Annotated in this window: 25 protein-coding genes and 1 pseudogene; 14 read left to right on the forward strand and 12 right to left on the reverse strand. The window is 66.2% G+C overall.

All coding sequences use genetic code 11. The annotated features are described in order from the left end of the window. The first annotated feature begins 50 nt into the window (after nt 1–50). From ACTU6V_RS02370 to ACTU6V_RS02385, 4 genes are read left to right on the forward strand one after another with little or no spacing between them, the layout of a single operon-like run. Nucleotides 51–1,619, forward strand: coding sequence for a sugar ABC transporter ATP-binding protein (locus ACTU6V_RS02370; protein ID WP_443469923.1), 1,569 nt, complete (start codon nt 51–53; stop codon nt 1,617–1,619). After that, entirely contained in the window at nt 1,616–2,614 is a 999-nt protein-coding gene (locus tag ACTU6V_RS02375; protein WP_443469924.1) for an ABC transporter permease, read from the forward strand. Before ACTU6V_RS02370 ends, ACTU6V_RS02375 begins: the two co-directional genes overlap by 4 nt. Then, nucleotides 2,611–3,651, forward strand: a complete 1,041-nt coding sequence (locus ACTU6V_RS02380) for an ABC transporter permease (RefSeq protein ID WP_443469925.1) — start codon at nt 2,611–2,613, stop codon at nt 3,649–3,651. The genes ACTU6V_RS02375 and ACTU6V_RS02380 overlap by 4 nt, the downstream gene beginning before the upstream one ends. 40 nt (nt 3,652–3,691) lie before the next feature. Further along, the gene (locus tag ACTU6V_RS02385) at nt 3,692–4,978 is read left to right on the forward strand and encodes a substrate-binding domain-containing protein (RefSeq protein ID WP_443469926.1); all 1,287 of its coding nucleotides are present in this window, start codon (nt 3,692–3,694) and stop codon (nt 4,976–4,978) included. 184 nt (nt 4,979–5,162) lie between these two features. Here ACTU6V_RS02385 and ACTU6V_RS02390 read toward each other — a convergent pair whose 3' ends face one another. Beyond that, nucleotides 5,163–6,443, reverse strand: a complete 1,281-nt coding sequence (locus ACTU6V_RS02390; RefSeq protein ID WP_443469976.1) for a cytochrome P450 — start codon at nt 6,441–6,443, stop codon at nt 5,163–5,165. Between the two features lie 32 nt (nt 6,444–6,475). After that, nucleotides 6,476–7,462 (reverse strand): PDR/VanB family oxidoreductase, encoded by a 987-nt coding sequence (locus ACTU6V_RS02395; RefSeq protein WP_443469975.1) that lies wholly within the window; start codon nt 7,460–7,462, stop codon nt 6,476–6,478. A 121-nt stretch (nt 7,463–7,583) separates the two neighbouring features. On the opposite strand from ACTU6V_RS02395, the gene ACTU6V_RS02400 reads away from it, so the two are divergent. After that, nucleotides 7,584–8,213, forward strand: coding sequence for a TetR/AcrR family transcriptional regulator (locus ACTU6V_RS02400; protein ID WP_443469974.1), 630 nt, complete (start codon nt 7,584–7,586; stop codon nt 8,211–8,213). On the opposite strand, the gene ACTU6V_RS02405 is transcribed toward ACTU6V_RS02400, so the two are convergent. The 3 genes from ACTU6V_RS02405 to ACTU6V_RS02415 are packed head-to-tail and all read right to left on the reverse strand — an operon-like array spanning nt 8,214 to nt 10,529. Next, the gene (locus ACTU6V_RS02405) at nt 8,214–9,176 is read right to left on the reverse strand and encodes an aldo/keto reductase (RefSeq protein ID WP_443469973.1); all 963 of its coding nucleotides are present in this window, start codon (nt 9,174–9,176) and stop codon (nt 8,214–8,216) included. 1 nt (nt 9,177) lies between these two features. Beyond that, nucleotides 9,178–9,915, reverse strand: a complete 738-nt coding sequence (locus ACTU6V_RS02410; RefSeq protein ID WP_443469972.1) for an SDR family NAD(P)-dependent oxidoreductase — start codon at nt 9,913–9,915, stop codon at nt 9,178–9,180. Further along, nucleotides 9,912–10,529, reverse strand: a complete 618-nt coding sequence (locus ACTU6V_RS02415; protein WP_443469971.1) for a TetR/AcrR family transcriptional regulator — start codon at nt 10,527–10,529, stop codon at nt 9,912–9,914. Before ACTU6V_RS02415 ends, ACTU6V_RS02410 begins: the two co-directional genes overlap by 4 nt. 88 nt (nt 10,530–10,617) lie before the next feature. On the opposite strand from ACTU6V_RS02415, the gene ACTU6V_RS02420 reads away from it, so the two are divergent. After that, nucleotides 10,618–11,082, forward strand: coding sequence for a MarR family winged helix-turn-helix transcriptional regulator (locus ACTU6V_RS02420; RefSeq protein ID WP_443469970.1), 465 nt, complete (start codon nt 10,618–10,620; stop codon nt 11,080–11,082). Here ACTU6V_RS02420 and ACTU6V_RS02425 read toward each other — a convergent pair. Then, nucleotides 11,071–12,018, reverse strand: a complete 948-nt coding sequence (locus ACTU6V_RS02425) for an SMP-30/gluconolactonase/LRE family protein (protein WP_443469969.1) — start codon at nt 12,016–12,018, stop codon at nt 11,071–11,073. The two genes, ACTU6V_RS02420 and ACTU6V_RS02425, sit on opposite strands and share 12 nt — an antisense overlap. Before the next feature lie 186 nt (nt 12,019–12,204). Between ACTU6V_RS02425 and ACTU6V_RS02430 the strand changes: the two genes are divergently transcribed. Continuing rightward, complete coding sequence (locus tag ACTU6V_RS02430) at nt 12,205–12,918, forward strand: flavin reductase family protein (protein ID WP_443469968.1); 714 nt, start codon at nt 12,205–12,207, stop codon at nt 12,916–12,918. 24 nt (nt 12,919–12,942) lie between these two features. On the opposite strand, the gene ACTU6V_RS02435 is transcribed toward ACTU6V_RS02430, so the two are convergent. Continuing rightward, nucleotides 12,943–13,848: a LysR family transcriptional regulator gene (locus ACTU6V_RS02435; RefSeq protein ID WP_443469967.1), complete on the reverse strand. Its 906-nt coding sequence runs from the start codon at nt 13,846–13,848 to the stop codon at nt 12,943–12,945. A gap of 154 nt (nt 13,849–14,002) precedes the next feature. On the opposite strand from ACTU6V_RS02435, the gene ACTU6V_RS02440 reads away from it, so the two are divergent. Genes ACTU6V_RS02440 through ACTU6V_RS02450 form a run of 3 tightly spaced genes read left to right on the forward strand, consistent with a single transcriptional unit; the run spans nt 14,003 to nt 17,345 of the window. Next, complete coding sequence (locus tag ACTU6V_RS02440) at nt 14,003–15,106, forward strand: iron-containing alcohol dehydrogenase family protein (RefSeq protein WP_443469966.1); 1,104 nt, start codon at nt 14,003–14,005, stop codon at nt 15,104–15,106. A gap of 14 nt (nt 15,107–15,120) precedes the next feature. Further along, nucleotides 15,121–16,620 carry an aldehyde dehydrogenase family protein gene (locus tag ACTU6V_RS02445; RefSeq protein ID WP_443469965.1) on the forward strand — a complete coding sequence of 500 codons (1,500 nt, stop codon included), beginning with the start codon at nt 15,121–15,123 and terminating at the stop codon, nt 16,618–16,620. Then, a complete protein-coding gene (locus tag ACTU6V_RS02450; RefSeq protein ID WP_443474822.1) occupies nt 16,617–17,345 on the forward strand; it encodes a class II aldolase/adducin family protein in 729 nt (242 codons plus the stop codon). The genes ACTU6V_RS02445 and ACTU6V_RS02450 overlap by 4 nt, the downstream gene beginning before the upstream one ends. Before the next feature lie 3 nt (nt 17,346–17,348). Here ACTU6V_RS02450 and ACTU6V_RS02455 read toward each other — a convergent pair whose 3' ends face one another. From ACTU6V_RS02455 to ACTU6V_RS02470, 4 genes are read right to left on the reverse strand one after another with little or no spacing between them, the layout of a single operon-like run. Continuing rightward, nucleotides 17,349–18,179: an amidohydrolase family protein gene (locus ACTU6V_RS02455; protein ID WP_443469963.1), complete on the reverse strand. Its 831-nt coding sequence runs from the start codon at nt 18,177–18,179 to the stop codon at nt 17,349–17,351. A gap of 3 nt (nt 18,180–18,182) precedes the next feature. Then, nucleotides 18,183–19,169, reverse strand: coding sequence for a substrate-binding domain-containing protein (locus tag ACTU6V_RS02460; RefSeq protein ID WP_443469962.1), 987 nt, complete (start codon nt 19,167–19,169; stop codon nt 18,183–18,185). Continuing rightward, nucleotides 19,166–19,927, reverse strand: coding sequence for an SDR family NAD(P)-dependent oxidoreductase (locus ACTU6V_RS02465; protein ID WP_443474823.1), 762 nt, complete (start codon nt 19,925–19,927; stop codon nt 19,166–19,168). Before ACTU6V_RS02465 ends, ACTU6V_RS02460 begins: the two co-directional genes overlap by 4 nt. Then, on the reverse strand, nt 19,900–20,448 hold the full coding sequence (locus tag ACTU6V_RS02470) for an EthD domain-containing protein (RefSeq protein WP_443469960.1): 549 nt from the start codon (nt 20,446–20,448) through the stop codon (nt 19,900–19,902). Before ACTU6V_RS02470 ends, ACTU6V_RS02465 begins: the two co-directional genes overlap by 28 nt. A gap of 116 nt (nt 20,449–20,564) precedes the next feature. On the opposite strand from ACTU6V_RS02470, the gene ACTU6V_RS02475 reads away from it, so the two are divergent. The 3 genes from ACTU6V_RS02475 to ACTU6V_RS02485 are packed head-to-tail and all read left to right on the forward strand — an operon-like array spanning nt 20,565 to nt 24,203. Continuing rightward, a complete protein-coding gene (locus ACTU6V_RS02475) occupies nt 20,565–21,341 on the forward strand; it encodes an alpha/beta fold hydrolase (protein ID WP_443474824.1) in 777 nt (258 codons plus the stop codon). A gap of 42 nt (nt 21,342–21,383) precedes the next feature. Further along, on the forward strand, nt 21,384–22,550 hold the full coding sequence (locus ACTU6V_RS02480; protein ID WP_443474825.1) for a MalY/PatB family protein: 1,167 nt from the start codon (nt 21,384–21,386) through the stop codon (nt 22,548–22,550). Between the two features lie 54 nt (nt 22,551–22,604). Beyond that, on the forward strand, nt 22,605–24,203 hold the full coding sequence (locus ACTU6V_RS02485) for an Ig-like domain-containing protein (protein ID WP_443474826.1): 1,599 nt from the start codon (nt 22,605–22,607) through the stop codon (nt 24,201–24,203). Here the strand turns inward: ACTU6V_RS02485 and ACTU6V_RS02490 are convergent. Then, nucleotides 24,154–24,564, reverse strand: coding sequence for an SDR family oxidoreductase (locus ACTU6V_RS02490; RefSeq protein ID WP_443474995.1), 411 nt, complete (start codon nt 24,562–24,564; stop codon nt 24,154–24,156). The two genes, ACTU6V_RS02485 and ACTU6V_RS02490, sit on opposite strands and share 50 nt — an antisense overlap. On the opposite strand from ACTU6V_RS02490, the pseudogene ACTU6V_RS02495 reads away from it, so the two are divergent. Further along, nucleotides 24,472–25,643 (forward strand): annotated as a pseudogene (locus ACTU6V_RS02495) (IS256 family transposase); the annotation flags it as partial. The gene ACTU6V_RS02490 and the pseudogene ACTU6V_RS02495 sit on opposite strands and share 93 nt — an antisense overlap. Nucleotides 25,644–25,726 lie beyond the last annotated feature (83 nt).

The raw sequence follows: 25,726 nt of genomic DNA on the forward strand, positions 1-25,726 counted from the left end.
GATGTCGTCACCTTCGACATCGCCGTCGACAGCCGTGAGGAGCCCCGCTCATGTCAACATCTGCTCAGCGAGAACGCGCAGACTTCGGTGGCGAGCCCCTGGCCGATGGAGTCCGCGTCCAGGGCATCGCAAAGGCGTTCGGACCCGTCCGCGCCATTCGCGAGTGCACACTGGAGATCGCCCCCGGCCAGGTGCACGTGCTCATGGGAGAAAACGGCTCCGGGAAGAGCACCCTCGTCAAGATCCTCAGCGGTGTGCAGCGCCCCGATTCGGGCACGATCACGATCGACGGTGTGGAGACGACCGGCTTCGCGAATCCAGCGGCCGCACGCGGGGCGGGCATCATCACCGTCTTCCAGGAGGTGCTCACCGCTGATGCTCGCAGCGTGCTCGAGAACGTCTGGCTCGGTGTCGAGGGACTGCTGACCGGGCAGGTCCCGCGAGACCGCAAGCGAGTGCTCGCGAGCGAGCGCCTGAACCGCCTCCTCGGCTATGTGCCCGACCTTGACACTCCGATCGGGGCACTGTCCCTGAGCGAACGGCAGGCCTGCGTGATCGCCCGCGCACTGGTCTCCCGTCCTCGCCTGCTGATCCTGGATGAGTCGACGTCGGCGCTGGACATCGCGGTGCGCGACCGACTGCTCGAGATCGTCGGCGAGCTCACCCAGACCGGTGTGAGCGTGCTCTTCATCAGTCACCGAATGGACGAGGTGGAGATCGTCGGAGATCGCATCACGGTGCTGCGCACAGGTGCGACGACGGCCGAGTTCAGACGTGGCGAATGGACTCCGGCCGAGCTGGTGCAGCACATGAGCGGACTGGCGGCTGTCGACGCCCGCAACCGGGAGACCCGCCTCAAGGGGAGCGCGGCGGATGCCGCAGAAGCCGTTCGAGTGACCGGGCTGTCACTGGCAGAGGGGTCTGCTCCCTTCGATGCCACGCTGCGACGAGGCGAGGTCGTCGGGCTCGCGGGCCTCGACGGACAGGGCCAAGAAGACTTCCTGCTCACGCTGGCAGGTCACCGCGCGCCCTATGCCGGGACCGTCGAGCGGTTCGGGAAGCAGAGGCGTGAAATCGACACCGCGCTCACGGCCAGGCGAGCCGGCATCGTATATCTGCCTCGTGACCGTCGCGCCGACGCGATCTTCGGCTGGATGCCTATCCATGACAACTTCGCCGTGGCCACACTCGAGCAGGACCGACGGTCGGGTTTCGTCAATGCCAAGCGCGCGACGAAGCGGCTGGAGAAGTGGCGCGATGCCCTGTCCATCAAGTACGGCGATGCCGGCGATGCGATCACGACTCTGTCGGGAGGAAACCAGCAGAAGGTGATCCTCGCCCGCTGGCTCGCCGCGAATCCCGAGGTGCTGCTGTTGAACGATCCCACCCGAGGCATTGACATCAACGCCAAGCGAGACCTGTACCGGGTGATCTCAGAGCTTGCCGCCGAGGGCATGTGCATCGTCATGCTCTCGTCCGAGGTCGATGAGCACCTCGACCTCATGGACCGCGTGATCGTGTTCCGCGAGAATGCGATCGCCGCGGAGATCTCTCACTCCGAGCTCGACCGCGAGCGGCTCGTCTCGGCGTACTTCGGACAGCAGGAGGAAGCCTCATGAGCACCATCGCACCCGACGTCAAGCCCTCGGCGGCGACGCCGACCGCTCGCCGTGCGGCGAAACTGGCAACCGCAGTGGCCCGCTTCTACTTCGTTCCGGCGCTCGTGCTCGCGCTCATCCTGCTGGTCGTCAACATGATCCTCCAGCCGAACATGAGCTGGACGCACACGATCCTCTACTTCGCGCCGTTCGCGCTCGTCGCCATGGCCAGTGGCATGGCTCCTCTCGCAGGAGGCGGCGGGATCGATCTCTCGCTCTCCGCGCTGATGACGATGTGCTGCGCCATCTACGTGGTGTGGCTGGTGCCGGCCGGGCTCGGTGGTGTCATCTCCATCCCGATCATCCTCCTGGTGGGAACACTGTTCGGCATGCTCAACGGTTTCATCGTCACGCGGCTGCGGATCTCGCCGCTCATCGCGACTCTGAGCATGAACTTCGTGCTGATCGGGCTGTGCCTGAAGATCGCTCCGGTGCCGGCGTTCGCGAAGACCGGTTGGGTGGCGGATCTCGGCGCCCGCTCGTCGGCTTTCCCCATCGGTCTGCTGTTCATCCTCGTACCGATCGCTCTGTGGCTGATCGTTCGCCAGACCCCCTTCATCCGTACGATGCTCGCGACCGGCAGCAATGACGCCGCGGCGTTCTCGAGCGGTGTGAACGTCGATCGCGTGCGCCTGAGCGCCTACGCGATGGGCGGTCTGGTCGCCGGCATCGGCGGATTCGCTCTCGTCGCAGTGTCAGGGGCGGTGGACGCGTCCACTGCTCAGAGCTATCTGATCCCGGGCCTGGTCGCCATCGCGCTCGGCGGAACCGCGATCGAGGGCGGCCGCGGCGGCATCGTCGGGCCGCTGGCCGGTGTCGCGTTCATCTACCTGCTGCAGAGCGCGCTCGGCGTCGCCGGCATCGGGCAGTCCTGGATGCAGATCGTCTACGGCGCCGCTCTCGTCGGCGCCATAATCTTCAGCCGCCAGCTGAGTGCTGCAGGAGGCACGAAATGACTCTCACGAAGGACTCCACGATAGAACCCACCGTCACGATTCGCACCGAGCAGACGCCGCGGCGCAAAGCGTGGCATCGGGCTGTGCAGGTGCAGCAGGAGTACCCGGTCCTGCAGGTCATCGCGATCATCATCATCCTCGCTGTGGGCAGTGCCACTCTGCCGGGGCTGCTGAACGTCGGCGGTATCACGCTCATGCTCGTGCTCGCGTCGCTGGTCGGCATCGCCGCGCTCGGACACACGCTCGTCATGATCATCGGCGGAATCGATCTCTCCGCCGCGTCGCTCATTCCCGCCGCGGGGCTCGCGGTCGTGGCGCTGCCCGCACGTCTGGGCATCGACTTCTGGATCGTCGCGGTTCTCACGCTCGTTGGCACGGGTCTCATCGGGGCGGGCGTGGGCTACATCTGCCACCGGTTTGATCTGAACCCGCTGATCGTCAGTCTCGGCTCCGGAGCGTTCGGACTCGGCATCGTGTACGTGCTCGCCGCCGGCAACCTCACCGGCAGTGTGCCGTCCTGGCTGTCGCAGCAGCTCTCGCCCGTGACGAAGACCTTCGGCTTCATCCCACTGCCCCCCATCGTCATCTTCTGGTTCGCGGTGATCATCGTCGTCACCGTCTTCCTGCGCTGGACAGCCGCGGGAAAGCGCACCTACGCCGTGGGAGCGAACCGGCGCGCTGCGAACCTGGCCCTCGTGCCCACTCGTCGGATCTGGGTCACCACATTCCTCATCTCGGGACTCTGCTGGGGCCTGGTCGGCATCCTCCTCGCCGGCTTTGCGGGCAGTGTCAGCCTCGACCAGGGTGCGCACTACATGTTCCAAGGCCTGGCAGCGGTCGTCGTCGGCGGAACCGTCGTCGGCGCTCGTGGCGATTACATCAAATCCACCGCCGGTGTGCTGCTGATCACGGTGCTCAACACCGTGCTCGCCGGACACGGATTCACCAAGGGTGATCAGCAGATCCTCTTCGGCCTCGTCATCCTGGTCTCCGTCATGCTCTATGGTCGCGAGCGCCGCGTTCGCGACCGCGTCTGAACCCGATCACATCCCTATCGAACGAACAAAGGAACGCACCATGATCACTCACAGCATCACCGGTCAGCGGTTTCGGCGCACATCGCTGTGCGCGCTGACAGTCGTGCTCGCCGGAAGCGCCCTCGTCGCCTGCTCCGCCGATAACGGCAATGCAGCAGGAGGCGAGGACACAGTCAACGCAGTCAGCACGGCACAGCTCGCGGCGTCCGGATGCGGTTCGCTCACCGGCCCGCTGCCCAATGACCCCGACGGCCTGTTGGCGGGATACCCAGAGGACATCCAGGCAGCGTTCCAGGGCGTCGGTATGGATCTCGGAAAGAGCGCGTGGGCAGACCTGCCCGAGAGCGAGGGACCGTGGAAGATCGGCCTGACGATGCTTCCGCTGGCGACCGCGATCAACCAGGCGTACCACGATCAGCTCCAGAAGCGATTCGACGAAGCCAAGGAGCAGGGCCTGGTCGAGGGCGACCTCGTCGTCAACCTGATGTCGGAGTTCAACCCCGCCCAGCAGCTGCAGACCTACCAGCAGCTCGTCGGAGCCGGGGTCGACGGCATCCTCATCCAGCCGATGTCGGGCCAGACGATGGCCTCGGCCGTCGATGCAGCAGGAGAAGACGGCATCGTCACCGCGTCGTTCGCGACTCTGCCCAGCACGTACGCCGTCACGGCGCATGACAACTTCTTCCATGATGCGGGTGCCGCGGCAGCCGCCACACTCGGTCAGCTGCCGGACGGCACTGGCAAGGTCCTGATCGTCAACGGCATCGAAGGCGTCGACCCGCAGGTGCAGGGTCGCGAGGGTGTGGATGCCGCACTCGAGGCCTGCCCGGACATCGAGGTCGTCGGTGAGGTCGCCGCGGCATTCAACGATCCGTCCGCCAAGGAAGGCGTGCAGACCTTCCTCGCCTCTTACCCTGGAGAGATCGACGCGGTTCTGCAGCTCGGCGGTATGGCGACCGGTTCGATCGCCGCCTTCCAGCAGGTCGGTCGGGAGGTGCCGCTCGTCTCGATGAACGGTGCCACGGCAGGAGCATTGTCGTACTGGATCGACAACAAGGACACGTACTCGGCCGCTGGAGTGGTCGGCGACCCCGTGCAGCAGGCCGATGCGGTCTGGGACACGCTGATGCGTACGCTCGCCGGCGCATCGCCCAAGAGCAACTACATCTCGTTGCCGCCGGTCCTCATCAACAACGACAACCTCGCTGAGATCGCCGAGCCCGGTGGAGACTACTCGTCAGAGGCTCTCGCCGGTACCGGCGTGCCGTACTTCACCGATGAGATTCTCGACCAGTACTTCGCAAAGGACATCAACCCGCTGAAATAGCCTGACACGAGCAAGAGGCGGGGGGGGGGGGGGGGGGGGGGGGGGGGGGTGGGGGGGGGGGGGGGGGAAGGGGGGGGGGGGGGGGAGGGGGGGGGGGGGGGGGGGGGGGGGGAGGGGAGGTGGGGGGAGGGGGGGGGGGGGGNCCCCCCCCCCCCCCCCCCCCCCCGCCTCTTGCTCGTGTCGTTCAGGCCTTCCGGAACTTCAGCACCACACGGGTAGGGATGCGGAAGTTGAAGCCGGGCAGCGGAGTGAGATCGCTGGCCTCCTCGTCGAGCTCGAAGCTCTTGGTGCGGCTCAGCAGCCTCGTAAAGGCGGCCTGGGCGTACAGACGCGCCAGCGGTGCACCGGGGCAGCGGTGCGGTCCGGCACCGAACGACAGGTGCTGGGCGACGTTCCGCCGCGAAGGGTCGAACGTGTACGGGTTCTCGAACTTGGCCGGGTCGTGGCTTCCCGCTGCGAACGAGACGAACACAACCGAGCCCTCGGGAACGTCAGTGCCCGCGACGTTCGTGTCCTTCATGGCGACGCGCGGGTGCCACTGCAGCGGACCTTCAAGGCGTACGGACTCCTCCACGAATTTGCGGAGCTTGGTGGGCTGCTCGCGAAGCTCCTGCTGGCTGTCGGGCATCTGCGCCATGTGCACCGTCGCCGCCGCGAGCATCGCTGCGGTCGTGTGATAAGCGGCGAGGAACATCGAGCGGATGTGCACGACGATGGCGTTCTTGTCGAGTTCGCCATCGCGCTCGACCTGTGCCTGGACTACGGCGGTCATGTAGTCGTCGCGAGGGTTCTCCAGGCGATCCACGGCTTGACGATAGGCGTACTCGCCGCTGTCCTCCAGCGCCTTCGTCGCCGCTTCGACCTCTGCCGGATCGGGGTCGGAGTTCATTCCGAGACGGGTGACGATGTCGGTCCAGCTCTTGAGGTCCTTGGCATCCTCGCGGGGGAGGCCCATGATGATCGTGAGCACCTCGAGCGGCAGCGCTTCGGCAAGGGCATCCGTGATGTTGACGGTGCCCTGATCGATGAACTCGTCGATCAGGCGGTCGGCGACCTCCTCGATGATGGGCAGATAGTTTTTCATGCGATCTGCTTCGAACAGCATGTTCGCCCACGAGCGCTTGACCGCGTGATCCTCACCGTAGGTGAACGCGATTCCGGGCGCCTCGTAGTGGCTGGGCACGTCCGGGTAAGGCGCGGCGGCGAGGTTGCCCATCTCGGGCAGGGCATCGCCGAGCTTCGAATCGAACTCCTCGACGTGGGACAGGACGTAGTTTGCGGCATCCCACCCGGTGGCGAAGAAGATGGGCCGACCGCTCAGCGGGTGCGGCTCGGGGTACCGGTACAGCGGAGACTTCTCGCGTGCTTCGTCGTAGAAGCTGAACGGGCACTTGCGGGTCTCGGCAGAGGGTGGCCATGCGGTGAGGTCCTCCGGCTTGTGGGCATAGGCCATTTCGAGCGTCATTGCATCTCCTTTGGGTGTTGAGGGATCTGGGATCAGAGGTCGAGTACGAGGCGGGGGCACTTGGCGCGCGAGACGCAGATCATCATGCAGGTGTTCTCCTCCTGCTCCGCCTCGCTCAGCACGGAGTCCCGGTGGTCTGCTTCGCCCTCGATGATGGGGGTCTCGCACGAGCCGCAGGTGCCTTCCTGGCAGGAGAAGAAGACATCGACCCCCGCGTCCATCGCGGCTTGGAGGATGCTCTGGTCCGCACCGACGTGCACCGTGAGGCCACTGGCGCTCAACTCGACCTCGAACTCGTCGACGGCGTCATCGGATGCTTCGACGATCTTGGGCACGAAGCGCTCGATATGCAGGGCTTCGCGAGCCCAGGTGGTGCACTGCTCTTCGACGGCGCCGAGCAGCGGAGCCGGTCCGCAGCAGTAGACTTTGGTGTCCTCGCGGGGCGTGCCGAGGAGTGAGGGCAGGTCGATGATGCCCTTCTCATCCTGCGGCCAGACCTGCAGGCGGTCGCCGTGTTCGGCGGCGAGCTCGTCGAGGAAGCCCATCGAGGCGCGCGAGCGTCCACCGTACACGAGCACGTACTCGCGTCCGAGGCGCTTGGCTTCGCGAGCCTGGGCGAGGACTGGAGTGACTCCGATGCCGCCGGCGATGAAGATGTAGGACGAAGCATCGGTGAGCGCGAAATTGTTGCGTGGGCCGGTGATCTCGATCTGGTCCCCGAGCGCGAGCTCGGTGAAGACGTACTCGCTCCCGCCCCGGCTGGCGGGCTCCCGCAGCACGCCGATGCGGTACGAAGAGAGGTCATAGGGGTCGGAGCTCAACGAGTACTGGCGGACGATGCCGTTGCCCAGCAGGACGTCGATGTGCGCACCGGGTGTCCACGCCGGCAAGTCTGAGCCATCGACGGCGGCCAGCGTGACGGCGCGTACGCCGTCTGCGACTTCGTCGATGCGGGCGACGCTCAGCGTGCGAGTCAGCTCTTGGTCGGGCTTGGACAGAGTGGCGGTTGGCGTGCTCATCGTGCATCTCCTTCGATGGTCGACATGTCTCGGCGGTTCATCGATGGTGATTTCCCGCATCTGTATGGAATGATCATTACATATAGACGCAGTGGCGTCCACTACCTATCCTGGGAACGACATGACTGAACTTATCGAGCAAGAGCCGACGATGACGTCGCGGCAGCAGCAAGGCCTTGAGTCGCGTGATCGCATCCTCGATGCCGCCGCCGAGATCATCTACGAGCGCGGTTACTCGGGCGCGAGCGTCTCCGAGATCCGAAAGCGCTCGGGCTTGCCGGCGAGCTCGATCTACTGGCACTTCGGCAACAAGGACGGCGTCATCGCCGCAGTTCTCCAGCGATACGCAGACCAGTTCTTCCAGGGGCTGCCCGCATTCGTGCAGCCGGACGACGCCGACCCCATCGACGCGTTCACGGCGTTCATGGTTCACGTCGGCGACGCCGCCACGGATGACGACCGGCTCTTCCGCGTGCTCGACATCCTGGCGCTGGAGACACCGGATGACAGCAGCGAGGTGCACGCCTCGGTCCGTCGCATCCGCGGTGAAGGGCTCGGATTCCTACTGGGGCCGATCCGGCGCATGTGCGAGGCGATCGGCAGCGAGAGGGACCCGGCGGAGATCGCGACCTTCTGCCTGGCGGTCCTCGACGGCTACGTCATCGCGCGTCGCGTCAATCCCGAGTCGGCTCAGACCTCGGTCACCTGGCGCCAGCTGGCGGTGGCTGCGGTGGCGCTGGCGCGCAGCTGATCAGTGCCGTGCCGGCGTGGGCACGACAGCACGATCCAGGCGCTCGATGGCCTGAGCGGAGAGGTGCAGGTCAGCCGCGGCTGCGTTCGACTGCGCGTGGCGGACGCGGCGTGTTCCCGGAATCGGAATGACGTGCGCGCCCTGTGCGAGCAGCCAGGCCAGGGCCACCTGCGGTGCCGTCGCTCCGTGCTCGGCGGCGACCTCGCGCACGGCATCCGTCAGCGGTTCCGCATCGCGTGCGGCCGCTGCGGTGAAGCGGGGGCTGCTGGTGCGGGCATCCCCTTCGTCGAGGTCCTCGGCGCGCGTCGCGCTCCCCGTCAGGAACCCCTGCCCTAATGGAGAGAACGGCACGAACGCGGCGCCCTGAGCGGCGCACCATGCCACGACGCTACTCGTGAGCGCTTCCCGGGCCCAGAGCGAGAATTCCGATTGGATCGCCGCGACGGGATGGATGCGGTGCGCGCGCTCCGCCTGCTCGACGGTGACCTCGCTCAGCCCCAGGCGAGCGACCTTACCTGCTGTCACGAGTTCAGCCAGGGCTCCCCAGCTGTCCTCGAGTGGAACCTTCGGATCGATGCGGTGCAGATACTGGATGTCGATGCGGTCGACGTCGAGCCTGCTCAGGCTCTCGTCAACCTGCGCGCGCAGCAATTCCGGACGGCCGTCGAGGTCGAGGACATGCGCGCCACCACCTGGAGACGGCACCAGGCCCGCCTTCGTGGCGACCGCGACCCGACTGCGGATGCCGTCAAGAGCACTGCCCAACAGTCGCTCGTTGTGCCCGCCGCCGTAGGCGTGCGCCGTGTCGATCAGAGTCGTACCGGCATCGACGGCACCGTGGATGACCGTGCGTGCTTCATCCGCACTCAGTGGCTGACCGGAGTAGATGCCGCTCAGGCTCATGCAGCCGAAGCCGATGGCACCGACGGCGAGATCGCCCTCTCCGAGAGCGCGACGCTGCATGTCAGGCGGCCGTCTGTCCGCCGTCGATCACGAAGCCCTGGCCAGTGATGAAGCCGGCCTCATCGCTGGCGAGGAAAGCGGCGAGGGCCGCAACCTCCTCGGGCTCGCCGAGCCGGCCCATCGGCACCTGCTGAGCGAGCACATCGTGAGAGACCGGGGCGCCGTCGAGAATGGGAGTGCGAATCAGGCCGGGGCACACGGCGTTCACGCGGACGCCCGTGGCGGCGTACTCGATCCCCGCCTGCTTGGTGAGCATGAGCACTGCCCCTTTAGAGGGCGGGTAGACCAGCGATCCGGGTGCGGCGATGTAGGAGGCGACCGACCCGGTATTCACGATCGCACCGTGCTTCTGGGCGAGCATCGTCGGCAAAACGGCACGCATCATGAGGAACGCGCCGCGCACGTTGACGTCCATCACGCGGTCCCAGTCCTCAAGGCGGTACTCGTGGCCAGGGGCGACGGGACCGGTGATTCCGGCGTTGTTCATCAGGACGTCGATGCGCCCGAACCTCGTCAGCGTCGTGTCGACGACCGACTGGACGTCTGAGGGCTCGGAGACGTCACAGGCTACCGCGGTAATCGCATCGGGCCGGCTGGCGGCAGTCTCGTCGCGGCCATCGCTGAGATCAGCGGCGATCACCTGAGCGCCTTCATCGGCAAGTCGTTCGGCCATGGCCCGCCCGATGCCGGAACCGGCTCCCGTGATGATGGCCACACGGCCGTCGAATCGCTGACTCATGTGGTCTCCTTGGGGGCTGACGCGTGCAGAAGGGGAATGAGGATCGTGTCCACCAACTCGGTCTGGAACTGCTCGTCGATCGGGTCGAGAGTGAGGAGCAGGCGCCCGATCGTGAGGGAGGGGGCAAGGTCGTGGAAGAGCCGGATGCCGCGGGCCTCCGCGCTGATCTCACCGCGCGCGATGGCGCGTTCGAGCACGATCTCGCTGGCGTGGCGGACATCGGAGGTGAATCGTGCCCGCATGTAGTCGGCGATCTTCTCATCGCTCTGCATGGCCTGAGCCATTCCGAGGATGATCGGCGCCTGAGAGGGGCCGAAGGTGCTGAACACGGTGAACTGCGGGATGACGGCGATCAGATCGTCGCGCAGGTTTCCCGTATCGGGGGGCGTGGAGGTGAACGACTCCTCCAGCAGTCGAACCGCGTCCAGGATCAGCTCGGGCTTGCCGGTCCATCGGCGATAGATCGAGGCTTTGCCCGTTCCTGAGCGCGCGGCGACGCCTTCGATGGTCAATCGGTCGTAACCGAGTTCGCCGAGCAGCTCGAGCGCGGCGAAGAGGATCGATCGGTCGACCTCGGGATCACGCGGTCGACCGCGTTGTGGGAAAGATGCCACTGCAGACCTCCATCGGCTCAGCGGTGTTAACTATACGTGATCGTATCGTAATTGCGATCGAGGCGCGCGAAGCGCATACACTCATGCCATGGCAGGCCACGCGAACGACGACATGCTCCGGCGTCCCGGGCACCTCGTGCGACGAGCGCAGCAGGTGCACTCGTCGCTGTGGTCGGCGATGGTGTCGAAGGATGTGACGCCCACTCAGTACTCCGCGATCAGCGTGATCGCGGCCTCTGAAGGCGTCGACCAGGTCACCGTTTCGCGAGGGGCCTCGCTGGACACCTCCACCACGGGGGCGGTGATCGAGCGTCTCGTCCAGCGCGGCTGGGTGCGTGCCGCGCCCGATCCCTCCGACCGACGGCGCCGCATCCTCAGCCTGACCGATGATGGGCGCAGGATCCACCGCGAGGTGGGAACCTCCGCCGATGCCATGACGGTGTGGATGACCGAGTGCTTCGATGCCGCCGAACGGGACCAGTTCGTCGGTCTGCTGCGGCGCTTCGTCGATCACGGTGAGAGCTTCGGCTCGGTCGGTGTTTCAGCGGTGTGAGAACGGCACGAGTCCGGGGGCGAGAGCCTCGAACTCGAAGACCGCGATGCCCGTTCGTCCACCCGCGACGAGGATGCCGCGCGTGCTACCGGGCTCGATCGCCACGTGAGTCGTACGCGGATACTCGCGAAGCGGATCGTCTCCCGGAGTGATGACCGCGATCGGGTTCGCCTCGCCATCGAGCACTTCGACGCGACCGCCGTCGTAGAAGGCCTGATAGACGTTATCGGCCGAGTCGACCGTGGTCGAATCCGCCAGGCCGCCCGTGAAGTATCCGTAGACGCGGGTTTCCGGAACAGCTCGACCATCGAGTTGGATGCCCACGAGAGTGTTGCGCAGATGCTCGCTGACCCACAGGCGCGATTCGTCTGCCGAGAGCGCGATGCCGTTGGGCATCGCGAGCCCGTCCACGAGCAGCGACTGCGTGCCATCGGGGTCGACGCGGATCACCCGGCCCGTGGGATGCAGCGCGGTGCCCTGGAAGTCGTTGTAGTACATCGTGCCGTCCGCGGCGAAGACCATGTCGTCCGGGACGATCGCCGTTCCCTCGAATTCGTCGATGAGGGTGCGATATCCGCTGCCATCGGGCTCAGATACGGCGATGCGCCCGCCGCCTGTTCGCCCGCCTCGGAAGTCAGCGTAGAAGAGCCTGCCATCTCGATGGATCACCAATGATGCCAGCGCTATCTGATCGCTGCCGAAGACGCCGGTGACCTCACGCGTGTCCAGATCGAAGCGGAACACCTTGAAGCCGTCGGGGTCGGGGAACGCACTGATGAACAGCAGGCCGTCGTCGCGCGTGAACGCCGGACCCTCGGGGATCGGGGTGATGCCGCCGGGGGTGTTCGTGCCGACCAGTCTCTCTCGAAGAGCGCGTGCTGTGATGCGCCGCACGGGCTGAGCCGATCGTCCGTGATGGCGGTCCGCGAGTGTCACCTGAGCTCCTTCATTCGATGGGTCGTGCCTCACGCTAACAGCGCCGTGGCGCGGGAATGAGACGAGACCGAGCCCAGTCATAACGCCAGCACTATCAGTCCCCATCGCTCCTGTCTTTCCCCTGCTCAGGGGCGCCTGCATAGGTTTGGCTCGCGACCACACTCGACTTCGACAGGAGCAGAAGACATGACCGTTGAGAAGACACTGGTGCGTCCGGAGAACTGGGACTGCATCATCGCGCCGACATCGCTGCTTGCGATCATCACGACGGTCGATGCCGATGGCAACGTGAATGCCGCGTCGTACGGATCGACCGTGCGGGTGTGCCATGACCCCGTGCAGCTGTCGTTCACCTGCACCAAGGGCAGCGACACTCATGCGAACATTCTTGCCAACGGCGAGTTCGTCATCAACTTCGTCCCGTTCGACAAGGAGCTCCTCGAGAAGGTGCTCATCTGCGGTCTGCCGTGGAAGCGTGGGATCAACGAACTCGAGAAGGCCGGATTCACGACCGTGCCGTCGACGAAGGTTGCGCCTCCCCGCATCGCCGAGTGCTATGCCCACTTCGAGATGAAGGTCGAGTGGACTCACCCGTGGATCCACCGGATGACCGTCAACGGCCAGACCCAGGCTGTCAGCGCCAACGCGGATGTCATCGACGAGAACCAGATGATCATCTGGGACAAGGCGAAGCCGGCGCACTTCTGCGGGGGTCGTTACATGGACCAGTTCGTGCCGGCCAATGAGCCGATGCGAGTGGAGTGGGACTACCGTCCGCTCGAAGCCGCAGGCGTGTCGCAGCTGGACTTCCGAGGTGCCGACGCCGGCGTCGAGGACCCGGTGCTCACCCCGGTCGAGGACTGGCGCGACATGATGCGCAGCGCAGAGCGCACGTTCTGAGAAGCCGGATGCCGAGATGACAGGTCAGTCGGCATCCGCCTCATCTTGGGAGAGCACGGCTCGGACCGCTTTGAACAGCGGTCCGAGCCGTCGGCCGTCCCCATCCGCCTGAGCGACCAGGTAGATCGGCAGCGTCACGGTGCTCACGGGTACGAAAGTCACCCCGGGCACCGCGCCAGGACGCGTGAACACATCGGGCACGACCTCGATGCCGCTGCCTTCGCTGACGCCGATGAAATCATCGTCGTAGTTGCTGGTCGCCGCTGTCGATACCCGCAGGCGGAATCCCGCTTCCAGGCACATCGCGTGCATCAACGAGTTCGAAGCGAACACGTCGGAGCTCGGCATGATCCACAGCTCGTCCCGCAGATCCCACAGAGTGATCTCGCTCCGATCCGCGAGTTCGTGCCCGGCGGGCAGCGCAGCGATCAGTGGAGCATCCCGAACCCGCACCGACCGCAGCGAGGCGGTCTGCGAAGGGGCGACGACGAGCGCGGCATCCACGCGCCGTGCGGTGACGGCCTGCACGAGACGCACGGTGCTCTCCGAGACGAAATCGATCGAGAGGCGAGGTGCGAGCCGCCCGAGCTCACCGGTGAATTCTCGGCGCAGCGCCGGTCGCAGACGAGAAGAGACTCCGAGACTGACGTGTCCTCCGCCTCCTCGGCGCAGCTGTGCGGCCGCGGCGAGAGTCGCGTCGTAGCTTTCGACGGTGTGACGGGCCCTGGCGGCGAACTCCGCGCCGGACGGAGTCAGCTCGACGGCGCGCGTGCTCCGCACGAGCAGCTGCACCTCGAGCTCCTGCTCGAGCTTCTTGATCTGAGCACTGAGCGCAGGTTGGGCGAGATGGAGCCGCTCTGCGGCACGTGTGAAGTGCAGCTCCTCGGCGACTGCGAGGAACTGGCGCAGGTGTCGGATCTCGATCGACATCGGTGGCTGCCTCCAATGGGACGGGTAGCTGCATTTATAACACAATCATGATGAGTGCCCCGGCCTTCGGTCTTTCCCTCGGCATGCCTCTCCTGCCTAGCCTGGTGCCGCGGCACACAGAGCGTGTGCGCCCCTCAAGGATTCGAAGACGAAGATGACTCAGAGCCGCCTTTACACCACACCCACCCGCGTCCATGCAGGCTGGGGTTCCACCGCCGAACTGGCAGAGCACGTGCGCACTCTGGGTGGCACCCGTGTCGCCCTGATCGGCGATGCCGGCCTCAAGCGCATCGGCTTGCTAGACCGCATCGCAGAGCTCCTCGGCGATACGGTGGTCATGGAGTCGCTCGCCGAGGTCGATCCGACGATCCAGGCAGCCGAGGCCGCAGCATCCGTCGCCCGTGACGCACAGGCGGATCTCGTCGTCGGCGTCGGCGGCGGCAGTGCGCTCAGCCAGGCGAAGGCCGTGGCTCTCCTGCTGACCAACGCCAGCCCGGTGACCGCGTACGTCGGCATCGATGTGGCTCCGAATCGTCCCGCGCCGTTCATCGCGATCCCGACCACGGCAGGCTCCGGCTCCGAGGTCTCCAATGCCTTCGTGCTTTACGACACCGAGAGCGACGCCAACGTGGGCATGCGCGGCTGGGGCTACGAGCCCGATCTCGCGATCCTCGACGGAGAGCACCTCCTGGGCCTTCCGGAGGTGCCGATGCGCGACGCCGCCGCAGACGCGCTCAGCCATGGCTTCGAGGCGCTGTGGGCAAACGGCGCGACATCCTTCACCGATACCGTCGCTCTGCAAGCGGTGCGCACCATACGCGCGGTCATGGCGGCGGCGATCCGAGAGCGCCGGCCAGAAGACCTGCAGGCTCTGCTCGAGGCATCGACCATGGCGAACTTCGCCTGTGGCAATGCCGGACTCAGCCTGGTACACGCGATCACCGGCTCCTCGCGGATCCGCGTCGCACACGGTCGTCAGAACAGCGTGCTGCTGCCCATCGTCGCGGAGTTCAACCGCTCCGTCGTCAGCGACGACGTCATCCGCGAGATCGATGCCCTGCCGGAGCTGTATCGCAACGCCGGCATCCCCACGGCGTTCGATGCCGATGAGCTCATCGCCGACGCCGAAGACGAGTTCTTCCTCGCCGGCGCGAACAGCCCGTTCCGCTTCAACAACCGACGCCCCAGCACCGACGACGAGCTGCGCGATCTTGCGCGCCGAGCCGTCGCCACGAACGTCGCCGTCGCCACGGCCTGATCTCGGAGGACAACATGAGCACAATGGCTGCACCCGCCACGCACACGGAAATCTCGAACCTCGCTCTCATCGGCGGCGAGCGTCGAGGAGCCCGCGACGGCCGCACGATCGACGTCACCAATCCGTCGACCGGCGAGCTCATCACGACCATCCCCCGCTTGAGCGCGGCCGACGTCGATGATGCCGTCCAGGCCGCCAAGCAGGCCTTTCCTGCGTGGTCCGCGCTCGAACCGCTGCAGCGCGCCCGCTACCTCGATCAGCTCGCCGACGCGATCGAGGCAGGCGCCGAGCGTCTCGCATACCTCGACTCGCTCGACAACGGCAGCCCGATGCATGAGATGCGCTTCGACAGCAAGGTCGCGGCCTCTCAGCTGCGCTACTTCGCCGGTCTCGTGCTCGAGGCGCAGGGCTCCACGATTCCCGCCGGTAACGAGCGACTGATGTACTCGCTGCGCCAGCCGTACGGCGTCGTCGGACGAATCAGCGCTTTCAACCACCCGCTTCTGTTCACCGTCGGCAAGATGGCCGGTGCGCTCGCCGCCGGCAACACCGTGGTCACCAAGCCCAGCGAACACACCTCGCTCTCTTCGCTGGCGGCGGCCGACATCATCAGCGACGTGCTGCCCCAGGGCGTGGTGAACATCATCACCGGTCTCGGCCAGGAAGCCGGCGATGCGCTGGTCGTGCATCCCGACGTCGCACGTCTCGCATTCATCGGCGCCGATGAGACGGGCAGGATGATCCAGCGCCGCGCCGCCGAGGTCAGCGTCAAGCACGTCACGCTCGAACTGGGTGGCAAGAACCCGCTGGTCATCTTCCCCGACGCAGACGTCGACACGGCCGTCGCCGGTGCGCTCAAAGGCATGAACTTCACGTGGCAGGGGCAGTCCTGCGGATCGACATCGCGGCTCATCGTGCATCGCAGCATCCACCGTCAGGTCGTCGACGCGCTGGCCGAGAAGATGGAGGCGCTCCGCTCAGGGCTGCCGCACGACGACAGCACGGACACCGCCGCGATCGTCAATCAGCAGCAGTTCGACAAGGTCACCCGCTACATCGAGCTCGGCAAGTCGCTCGGCTACGACGTGGCCGCCGGCGGTCATCGGGTGACCGACGGCGCACTCGCGGACGGACTTTTCGTACGCCCGACCCTGTTCGACAACGTCGATCCGTACGGACCCCTCGCGCAGGAGGAGATCTTCGGTCCGGTGCTTGTGGCCATGCCGTTCGACGACTACGACGAGGCGCTCACGATCGCGAACAGCGTGCGTTACGGTCTCACTGCCAGCGCCTACACGAACAACCTCCGTACCGCGCATTCCTTCGCCCGCGACATCCAGGCCGGCTATGTCTGGATCAACGAGACCAGCCGGCACTTCCTCGGCTCCGGCTTCGGCGGGTACAAGGACTCCGGCATCGGCCGGGAGGAGAACCACGACGAGCTGCTGAGCTGGACGCAGGCGAAGAACGTCAGTGTGCTGTTCGGCGATGCGCCCCAGCGGGCCGGCCATTGACCGCTCCGACTGACGGGTTCGCGGTCGCACCCGCGACGGATGCCGAATGCGCGCTGCTGATCTCGAGGGCCAGCCGTGTGCTCGCCGCTGGCGGGCTGCGCGACCTCGTGTGGGGGCACGTCTCTGTACGTGACCACGCGGGTCGTGGCCTGTGGATGAAACGCTCCGGCCTGGGTTTCGAAGAGATCGAGCCCGACGACGTGCAGCTCATCGACTGGAGCGGCGAGGTCGTGGTCGGTCAGGGCGACCGGCACATCGAATGGCATATTCACGCCGGCGTCTATCACGCGCGGACCGAAGTCACCTCAATCGTGCACGCGCACAGCGACGCGGTCAATGCGTGGTGCGCGACCGGTGAACCGATGCGGGCGCTCAGTCATGCCGGTATCGACTTCACGCTCGAGCAGCTTCCGCGCTTCACCGAGACCGCATCGCTCATCCGCAATGCCGAACTGCGCGAGCGCCTTGCGCAGACACTCGGCGGCGCCGTCGGCGTCGTCATCCCGCGGCACGGGTTCGTGACGGTCGGCGAAGATGTCGCCGTGGCGGTGATGCGGGCGGTGCAGCTCGAGCGCGCAGTCGGTGTGCTGCTGACCGCGCTCGCCGCGGGAAATGTCGATGAGGGCATGTCGGAAGAAGACATCCGCGCCCTGGGCTGGCCGCTTCGACAGGTGCACGCGGGGTTCGACTACCTCGTGCGCGAAAGCGAGCGGATGCTGCGCTGAGGTTCAGCGCCCGGTGAAGATGCGCGCCGCGCTCTCGCCGCGCACCAGACGAAGTTCGTCCGCATCCAGTCCGCTCTCGAGCATCCACTGCACTCCCGCCGCATAGTCGGCGAACTCGTGCACGCGGGTCCAGTCGGTGCCCCACATGACACGTTCCGCGCCGAACGCGTCCACTGTGCGATGCATGGCGTCATGCAGATCGGCGAATGGGTAGCGCTCATGCGAGAGCGCGGGCATGCCGGTGATCTTCACGGCGATGTTCGGCAGAGGCGCGAGCTGCAGAATCGTCCCGAGGAGGGTGAAGGGGTTCTCCGGTGCGGGCGGGGTCGGGCTGCTGGGCAATCCCAGATGATCGATGACGATCGTGAGTTCGGGAAAGCGGCCGGCGAGCTCGGCGATCTCCGCTGTCTCCCCGCGCGTCGCGACGCACAACGGCAGGCCTGCGCGGACCATGCCGCGCCAGAGGGCATCGAGCCGGAGCGAGTTCAGTGCGGCGCGCTGCTCTGGCGTCCACAGCATGTGGCGAAGTCCCGCCACGTATTTCCGGTCGGAGATCTCATCCAGCAGGTCTTCCGGATGCTGTCGTGCGAGATCGATGGGCACGATGACGGCGAATCGACCGGGGTGCGCCTCGGCGGCCTCGAACGCGTAGGTCGCGTCGGTCCCGTAGTTCAGCGAGGGCGAGACGAGCACCGCGCTGTCGACCCCGTTCTCATCCATGAGGTCGACGTTCGTCTGCGCGGTTGCGTGAGGAAGACCCGCACCTGGTCCTGTCCACGGCCGTGCGGGCGTGTTCGCCTCGAAGCAGTGCACCTGCGCGTCGATGACCGGCATGGCTCAGATGACGAAGTCGGTCATCGTCTCAGGAGCGAACAGCTCCTCCGGTTCCCAGTGCTTGGTGATGAGACCTTGATCGAGGGAGTAGCGCAGGAATGTTGAAAGCGTCTTGCGGTTCGGTTCGACGCCGTACGACCAGTAGTCATCGCCGAGTTTCTCACGTGCATCGCGTGCCGCGAGGTAGCTCCACGGAAGCATCGAATGCAGGGCCGCGGTCTCTTCGGCACGGCCGGTGACGATGTCCTTGGCCTCCGTGAATGCCTTATAGAGCGAGCGAGCGATCCAGCGGTTCTGTTCGTAGATCTCCCGGCGGATGACCACGACATGCATGATGGGAAACACTCCCGTGCGCTGGAAGTAGGCGAGCTCCTCCTCCTCGGTGTTCTCCCAGAGTCGACGCACGTTCGGGTTGCGGTCGAGGTATGACCGAGGTGCGCGGGGGGTGTGCAGAGCATCGATCTCGCCCGAGACGAGCATGTCGTCGAGTGTGCGGTCGATCGGGATCGGGGCGATGTCGATGCCGGGGATCTGCAACGGGATCTTCTCGACGCGACCGGGCTTGAGCAGCCCGCCGGTGCGATAGATGACCGAATCGACAGGCACACCGTAGTCTTCCGCGAGGAAGCCGCGGATCCAGACGACCGCGGTCATCTGGTATTCGGCGGTGCCGACGGTGCGTCCGATGAGATCCTTCGGCTCGTCGATTCCGCTCGACGCGTTGACGTACACGCCGTTGTGGCGGAACGCGCGCGAGGGGAACACGGGGATGGCGACGAAGCGGCGATCTCGCTCCATCGTCAGCGTGTACGACGACAGCGACATCTCTGCGGCATCGAATTCGCCGTACACGGCGTTGCGGTAGAAGATCTCCTCGACGGGCAGATTCAGCACATTCAGATCGAGGCCCTCCGCGCGGACTCGACCATTCGCGAGGGAAGAAGTGCGGTCGTAGTCGCCGCAGGCGAGCAGCAGGGGGCGGGTGGTCATGCGGTCACTCCTCCGTCGGCGGTGAACACGGCTCCGGTGACGTACGACGACTCGTCGCTGAGGAGCCAGAAGGCGAGGGCGGCGATCTCATCCGGTGTGCCGAAACGGCCGAGCGGAACATCCGCGAGGAACTGCGACTTGCGCTCTGGAGAAGCGGCGAGCAGCGTCGGGGTCTCGGTCGGGCCGGGGAGTATCGCGTTGACCCTGATATGCGGGGCGGCCTCTACGGCCGCAGTGCGGGTGAGGGAGATGATCGCGGCCTTCGTCGCCGAGTAGAACCCGGTGTTGGGGGCGGCCTGGAGCGCGGTGCCGGAGGAGTTGTTGAGAATGACGGAGGGGCGATCGGCCGCGTGGCGCAGCATGTGCTGCATCATGCGGAACGTGCCGAGCAGGTTGACAGATGCTACACGCTCGGCGATCGCGGGATCAAGATCCGCCAGCGGCACCCGCGGTGCGGTGATGCCGGCGTTGTTGAACAATCCGTCGAGGCCGCCCCAGTGCGCGGACGCAGACGCGAAGCAGCCGTCGATCTGTTCGGGGTCGCCGGAATCCGCGACGATCCCGAATACCGCGTCTGCGCCGAACTCGACGGCCACCGCATCCACGCGGTCGGGGTCGATGTCGCTGACGGCGACGCGGGCGCCGGCCTTCACAAGCCGGCGGACGGTCGCCAGCCCGATACCGGAGCCGCCTGCGGTGACGAGGAAGCGGCGGCTCGCGAGGGCGGCACTCACCCGGTGACCTCGACGCCGATCCATTGCGGACACTCCGCGGAGTCGGCGAGGAAGAGCGGGTAGTCGTCGGCGACTTCTTTTTTGATGTTCTTCAGCCCGCCTTCGTGCTCCTCGAACGCCGAGTGCGAAGGGAACCACTCCTGCAGCACGCCGTCCCACTCGGAGTCAGGATCGGTGGAGATGTTCGTGACGTAGTAGTCGTAGTGCGGGTTCATGCCGATCGCGAGAGGCGCGTGCACGTCGCGCCAGTGGCTCGCGAACTGATCGCGGGTGAGGCCGGGTTTGCGCACGTTCAGCAAGAGGCGCACGACCCCTCCGCGTCCTGGGCCGGAGCCATCCCGTTCGAACATCAGCTGGTCCTGGGCCGGGATGACCAGCGAGGCGCCGTCGATCGCTTTCGGACCGTCGGCCATGTACGTCAATCCGTCGAGCGATGCGGGCAAAGGGTTCTTCTGGGTCGCGTGCGGGCGTTTCGTCAACTCGTAGAGGCGGGTGCCCGCGGGGAGACTGGCCGGGCGCGTATCGAGGAAGCTGAAGACAGGCATACGACCACTATCGGCGTTGGCTCTCGTGCGGGCAAAGACGGATCGCGAAAGATTGATATCCCCTTGGGTATGGATTCGTCGTTGCGTGGGCGCCTGCATGGGTGTTGCCTGGGGGCATGGACATGATCACCTCCGCAGACGGCACCCCGATCGCCACGCACTCGACGGGCGCGGGCCCCGCGATCGTCATTGTGAACGGCGCGCTCTCGCGTGCAGAGGATGCCGCCGATATCGCGCAAGCGATGGCGGATGCCGGCCTGCGAGCCATCACCTACGATCGGCGTGCACGCGGCGACAGCGGCGACACCCCGCCCGCAGCTCCCGAGCGGGAGGTCGAGGATCTGGCGGCGGTGGTCGCCGCAGCAGGTGCGGATACCGCGGTTCTCGGACATTCGTCCGGCGCAGTGCTGGCACTGTATGCCGCGGGTGAGGGCATGCCGATGACGCACCTGTTCCTCTCCGAGCCTCCATTCGGCTTCGGTGAGGACGACCCGGCGCCCGATCTCGCGGAGCGGCTGCAGGCGTTCGTGGACGACGGGCATCCGGATGAGGCCGTGATCACGTTCCAGCGCGAGGGCGTCGGCCTGCCGGAGGAGTTCATCGAGCAGTTCCGTGCGTCGCCGGCGTTCGCCGCGACAGCGCCGCTCGGGCAGTCCACTGTCTACGACACGATGGTGACGCAGCGGGTGTCGACGCCGACGGACGCGATGCTCGGGGTGCGGATGCCGGTGACGATCCTGTGCGGCGTCGAGACGATGCCGTTCCTGGCAGGCGCGGCGAAGCGGCTGGCAGACGCGATGCCGGATGCCGAGTTCGTGAAGGTTCCGGAATCCGTCGGCCACCGCGTCCACCCGGATGCGACGGCCCGCATCGTCGCGAATCGCCTCGGGTGAGTTCTGCTCCAGGAGAATAGAGAGACGATCCGAAGGAGCAGCATGACCGAGCATCCGTTCGACACCATCACCGAGGCAGGCCTCCGGGCGGCAGGCAGCCTGAAGTGGACGATGTTCCCCGAAGCGATCGGCGCCTTCGTTGCCGAGATGGACTTCGGAGTCGCCCCCGCGATCGCCGAGGCGATCGGCGCATCGCTGAGCTCGGGACTGACCGGTTACCTTCCGCAGCACCTCGCCACCGACCTGCAGCAGGCCACCGCGCAGCGCTACGCGGATCATTACGGCTGGCCGCTCGAAGCCGATCAGGTTCGCCTCGTGCCGGACGTCATTGTCGCGTTCGAATTCGCGATCAAGAACTTCACATCGCCGGATGCCGCGATCATCGTGCCCACGCCGGCATATATGCCGTTCCTCTCGGTGCCGCCGCGGCTCGGCCGCCGGGTGATCGAGGTGCCCAGCATCCTGTCGGATGGCCGCTGGACGATGGATCTGGATGGCGTCGCCGCCGCATTCGCGGACGGCGGCGAGATGCTCGTGCTGTGCAACCCGCACAACCCGCTCGGCACGGTCGCGACCCGTGACGAGCTGCTCGCGATCGCCGAGATCGTGGCGGATGCTGAGGGCCGAGTGTTCTCAGACGAGATCCACGCGCCGCTCGTCTACGCGCCTGCGGCGCACATTCCCTATGCTTCGCTGTCGCCGGTTACTGCGGCACACACGGTCACTGCGGCATCCGCGTCGAAGGCATGGAATCTCGCGGGCCTGAAGTGCGCGCAGATCATCTTCTCCGATGCGAAGTCGGCGGAGGTGTGGGAAGCCGATGGGGGGTGGACCGGTCACGGCACGTCGACGACCGGCGCGATCGCGAACCTCGCCGCCTACACCTCTGGCGGCGACTGGCTGGCGGACGTGACGGAGTACCTCGATGCCAACAGGCGGCTGCTTGTCGAACTCGTCGACGAGATTCCCGGCGTGACCATGACCATGCCGGAGGGGACGTACATCGCGCTGCTCGATTTCCGTGAGGCGGGGCTGACCGGTGACCTCGGTGAATGGTTCCGTGAGAACGCCGGCGTCGCGATGACTGACGGTGCAGCCTGCGGTGAGGCCGGGATCGGCTTCACCCGGTTCGTGTTCGCCACTCCGCGACCCGTCATGCGCGAGGCTGTAGAGCGGATCAGGAAGGCGCTTGCGGCGCGGTCTTCGTGATGATCCTCCGACGCTGAGTTGGTGTTGGCAGGGTGCATCTACGAAGATGTCCCCATGACAAAAATGGATAGCGTCCAATCGCTGCGCGCTCTCTCTCATCTCCGACGTGCGCTGAGTGCGATTGTGGTCGGCGTCCTCGCGGCAGCGATGGTGCTGTTCGCGACGCCGTCGTACGCCGCCGTCGTGGCTGCGGAGCCGATCGCCCCGCCGGTGTCTACGACGACCAGTCTCGAGGTGATCACGGTGCCAGCGCAGTACGGATCAGGTCCGTCCATCGTCATGGCAACCGTCGCCCTCGACGGACCGTCTAACCTTTCCGGGCAGCAGGTGACGATCCTCCTGGATGGGGTCGTTGTCGGTAGTGCGCCGCTTGTCTATACCGGAAGCGGCACATTCATAGGGTTCTTCGGGTTCTCGAACTTCATCCCCGCGGGAACGCACGAGCTGTCGGCGCGGTTCGACGGGTACGCGCCGGACACCGGCCAGGGGGCCGCTCCGTCGACGAGCGCACCTGTGACCGTCACTGTGGCGAAGGCTCCGACAACGACTGAGATCGTCAGTGCACCAGCATCCGTCTCAGCATTCCAGCCGATCGACGTGCACGCGCGTGTCGCTCCTGCGACAGCCGAGCTCGACGGCACCGCCACGCTGTTCGCCGACGCCGCTCTTCTGGCAACCGTGACACTCGGCGCCAACGGGGAGGCGATGTTCAACGACGTCGTCGTTCCGATGGGCGCGATCGGGCTGAGTGTCGTCTACAACGGTGACAGCGCGGGCAACTATGCATCCTCGACGTCGCTTGCTTCGCCGATCAGCGTCACGGCGGTCGAGACGTCCACCGATCTGCGTCTCTCTGCGTCCGAGGCATGGGCAGATGAGAAGGTGACCGCGACTGTTGATGTGGTGACTCTGCCGGCGCAGTTCGGGGCGCCGCAGGTGGACGCGCGCGGAGAGATCGAAGTTCTCGTGGACGGCGCTGTCATCGCGTCTGCACTCCTGCCGGTTGCCGCTCCTGCGACCGGCACGGTTTCAGTGCAGGTGCCGCTGAGTGCGGCAGATATCGCCATCGGCGACCATGACGTGTCCGCTCGATTTGTGCCGGAGATCGGCTTCCAGCCTTCTGCCTCGGCGGACCTCGGCCTGCGGGTGAAGGCGATCGATACTTCGGTGCGGCCGCTCCAGCAGTCAGTGACTGGAACCCCGTCGCACCCGGCGTCGGTGGAGGTCGAGGTCGTCGAAGTGCGTGACGCCTCGCCCGCAGCTCCTGCCGCCACCGGCACAGTGCAGGCGTTCATCGACGGCGATCCGTTCGGCGACCCGATCGCTCTTGTCGCGGGGGCTGCGACCGTGCCCTTCGCCGGTCTCGCAGTGGGTTCGTACAACGTCGAGCTGCGCTTCACGCCCGATATCGCTGACCGTCTGCCGAGTTCTGCACTGGTGGACGTGGTCGTCACCGCTGATATCGTGCCGCCTGTGCCGACACCGGATGCTGCTCCCGCTGAGCACGGGAGTGCGAAGCTGCCCGCGACGGGGCTTTCGGCGTCTGACGTGTCGGGTGCGCTCGGCGTGGGCGCATTGCTCCTCGGTCTCGGGGCGATGCTGATCAGAGCGAGCGCGTCTCTCCGCCGTCGGCACGCAGGTTCTGACCGGTGATGTACGCAGACTCGTCGCTGGCGAGAAACCGAATGACGCGGGCCAGTTCCGCGGTGCTCTGCGCGCGACGGAGCGGGATGTTCTGAGTCCACTCCGCGGGCACGATCGACGGGTCGTCCTTCGTGAATCCCGGGAGGGCATTGTTCATACGGATGCCCAGGGGGCCGTACTCGGCGGCGTAGAGCTTCGTGTATGACGCAAGGGCGGCGCGCAGTGGACCGACCTTCCTGCGCTGCTCGCTGCGCTCGCCGCGGCGCTCGGCGACACCTCGATCCTCGAACCGGACCTGCGCCCCCCGCTCACCCTGGAATGGGGCGCGTCCAGCCCCGACCGGATTGCCCAGCGCAACGGCTACCGGCACCGAGACCTCGACACCCGCGTCGGGACAATTGATGTCGCTGTTCCGAAGTTGCGCCAAGGGACCTACTTCCCGGAGTGGCTCATGGAGCGCCGCAAACGCGCAGAGACAGCGATGATCACCGTGATCGCGGACTGCTACCTCGCCGGAGTCTCGACCCGGCGGATGGACAAGCTCGTGAAGACCCTCGGGATCCACTCGCTGTCGAAGTCGCAGGTCTCGAGGAAGGCCGCGGAGCTCGATGAGCACGTTGAGCAGTTCCGCCACCGGCCTCTCGGAGATGCCGGCCCGTTCACGTTCGTCGCCGCTGACGCGCTCACGATGAAGGTCCGTGAGGGCGGCCGGGTGATCAATGCGGTCGTCCTCGTCGCGACCGGGGTGGACGCGGACGGCCGCCGTGAAGTTCTCGGCGTCCGCGTCGTGACAAGTGAGACCGGCGCGGCGTCGTGACAAGTGAGACCGGCGCGGCGTGGTCGAGTTTCTTCGCCGACCTCGTCGCCCGCGGCCTGGCCGGCGTTCACCTCGTCACCAGCGACGCCCACGCGGGACTCGTGGAGGCGATCGCCGCGAACCTTCCCGGCGCGAGCTGGCAACGATGCAGGACCCATTACGCCGCGAACCTGATGTCCGTCTGCCCGAAGAGCATGTGGCCGGCGGTCAAAGCGATGCTGCACTCCGTTTATGACCAGCCGGATGCTGACAGCGTTCACGTCCAGTTCGACCGGCTTCTGGACTACGTCGAGGACAAGCTCCCCGCCGCGCACGCTCACCTGGACGCCGCCCGGGCAGACATCCTCGCGTTCACACAGTTCCCCGACGGGCTCTGGGCGCAGATCTGGTCTAACAACCCGAACGAAAGATTGAACCGGGAGATCCGTCGCCGCACCGATAGCGTCGGCATCTTCCCCAACCGCGACGCGATCATCCGCCTCGTCGGCGCTGTTCTCGCCGAGCAGACCGACGAATGGGCCGAAGGACGCCGCTACCTCGGCCTCGAAATTCTCACCAAGAGCCGCCTCACCCTCGTCCCCGACACCGGAAGCGAGGTGAACGACCAGGCCGTCCTCGAACTCAGCGCCTAACCCTCACACCGAAGGACCGCGCTACACCACTCCTCGGGACTTGACCGCGAGGCCTCGCCACCCGCTATGACAAACAGGCGGTG

Origin of the sequence: Microbacterium zouquanmingi (assembly GCF_052266675.1) — a bacterium.
GTDB lineage: Bacteria > Actinomycetota > Actinomycetes > Actinomycetales > Microbacteriaceae > Microbacterium.